General features: G+C 38.9%; 1 protein-coding gene. It reads right to left on the bottom strand.

All coding sequences use genetic code 11. The features are described 5' to 3' along the window. Positions 1-2,116, bottom strand: a 2,116-nt coding sequence (locus ACEW8O_RS05870; protein ID WP_373493691.1) for a two-component regulator propeller domain-containing protein, incomplete at its 3' end; no start/stop codon positions are given. Positions 2,117-2,144: the final 28 nt, after the last annotated feature.

The following is a 2,144-nucleotide window of genomic DNA, read 5'->3' as shown; positions in this document are numbered from 1 at the left end:
ATTTTTTTCGACCTGCTTGATAAAAGGCTTCAAAAATATAAGGTAAATCATCAGTATGGATGAAAGAACCGGTATTTTCAACTTCTAATCCGATTTTGTTCTCTGAGTAAAAAATCAACCTAGTGGCTATTTTGCCACCTTCAGGTGTGTGGTTAAATGCATTTGAGAGTAGGTTATATAAAATTTTCTCGATTTTGTCTTCATCCATCCATATCCATTTTGACCTAGCAGCAGAAAATATTGAAAAAGAGATATTTTTTTGCTGTGAAATCAATTCAAAGGAATGGCATACCTGATAAAAAGCCTCAACTATCTCCAATGGTTCATTTTCGACCCTTATAGAACCTTTCTCCATCTTACCCATGTCCAATAGTTGATTGATCAAACGAAGCAGACGTTTTGCATTTCGCTGCATTACTTCAAATTGATCTCTATATTTCTGGCTTCCTTCAATTGACAACAGCTTTTCCAAAGGACCCAGGATCAATGTAAGGGGGGTGCGGAACTCATGTGAAACATTCATGAAGAAGTTCAATTTCATTTTATCAATTTCATGAGCTTTTTCAGCTATTTCTTTGTTTTTTAGAAAGGTGGCTCTTTGTAAAAGCACCTGATGCTTGTATTCTGCTCGCAGATGAATGATCCTATAAATACCAATAATCATTAAAAACAAAAATACCGCATAGAATATTTTGGCATAAATAGACCACCACCAAGGCGGAAAGATCACGATGTCAATGGTTGAATAATTTTCGTTTATAAGCCCATCACAATTGGCTGCTTTGACCATAAAAGTGTATTTACCAGGGTTCAAATTGGTATAGGTGGCAAAGCGTTTTTGAGAATTTGTACTTTTCCAATCATCATCGAAACCTTGCAAATTGTAAAAAAACCGGTTTTTAACAGGTGCTGAAAAATGGGTGGAAGTAAATTCAATGGTAAAATCCTTGTTACGGTGATTAAGCTCGATCAATTTTGTTTGGGATAGCTTTTTGGTCAATACTACCTGCCCATTAATGGACTGACCTGGTATAATGGGCTTATTAAACAGCTTCAGGCCAGTTAACCGCACCTCAGGCAATATTTGGTTATCACGGATACTATCAGGGTGAAAAAAAGTGATCCCATTGCTCCCTCCAAAATACATAAAACCGTCTTCACTTTGGAAATAGGAGTTGATATTGAACTCGTTATTTTGCAAACCATCAGTATGGTTGTAATTTTTGAAAAAACCCACAGGATGGTCTTGATTGGGCGCTGAAAAGCAAGAAATCCCATTTTCAGTACTTAACCATAGCCTGCCATGGCGGTCTTCTAAAATGCCATACACTACATCATCTGCCAATCCATCCTCCACAGTCCATGAGGTTACTTTTCCTAGGGTTGGCTGGAACATACTGAGCCCTCCCCCACTAGTACCAATCCAAATATTACCTTGTCTATCCTCATGAAAGCATCTTACCGAGTTACTCTTCAGATCACTGTTGCATTGCTGGTAATTAGTAGTTTTGCCCAACTGATCCATTCTATCAAACCCTGCAGTCTCGAAGCCAACATATATACTTCCATCTTTTGCCTCAAAAACCGACCACAGTGCATCCGAGGAAATGCATTCCTTACAGCCGGGTCGATGACGAAAGTGCTCAAAGACCCCTCTTCTAGGGTAGAATTTGTCCAAACCACCATCGTAATAGGCAATCCAAATTCCACCATCTTTGGATAATGCAGCGCCTCTTGGTGCCCAACCACCGGGTTCATCTTTCAGTATTTCACTATTCCGCTTGACCAAAATTTGAAACTTTGCGTTTCGTGGATTGGTTGAAATTTTTTCCGGATGAAACCTATGGTGATACCAATTCCAGGTATACAAGTATAAATATCCCTCGTCATCTTCCAGTATACCGCCATACATGTTGCCTTTGAATCCTGAATGATGTTCATTGGCCGGATATTTTACCAGTGTACTTTTTTGAAAATTGAACTTGTGCAAAACACCATCGTTGGTAATGACCCATAGGTTTTTTTGGCGATCTTCATGGATGGCACCTACTGATGGATGGGAAAGATCCAGTTTGCTTGTGCCTGCTTTAATATGGCCAAAAGTCTTCTGGTTCATGTCTATTTTAAAAATACCTTCTTTCATC

Origin of the sequence: Aquiflexum sp. (assembly GCF_041749095.1) — a bacterium.
Lineage (GTDB): Bacteria > Bacteroidota > Bacteroidia > Cytophagales > Cyclobacteriaceae > Aquiflexum.
The sequence above is the reverse complement of the archived record's forward strand: the minus strand, read 5'-3'. Positions and strand labels throughout refer to the sequence as shown.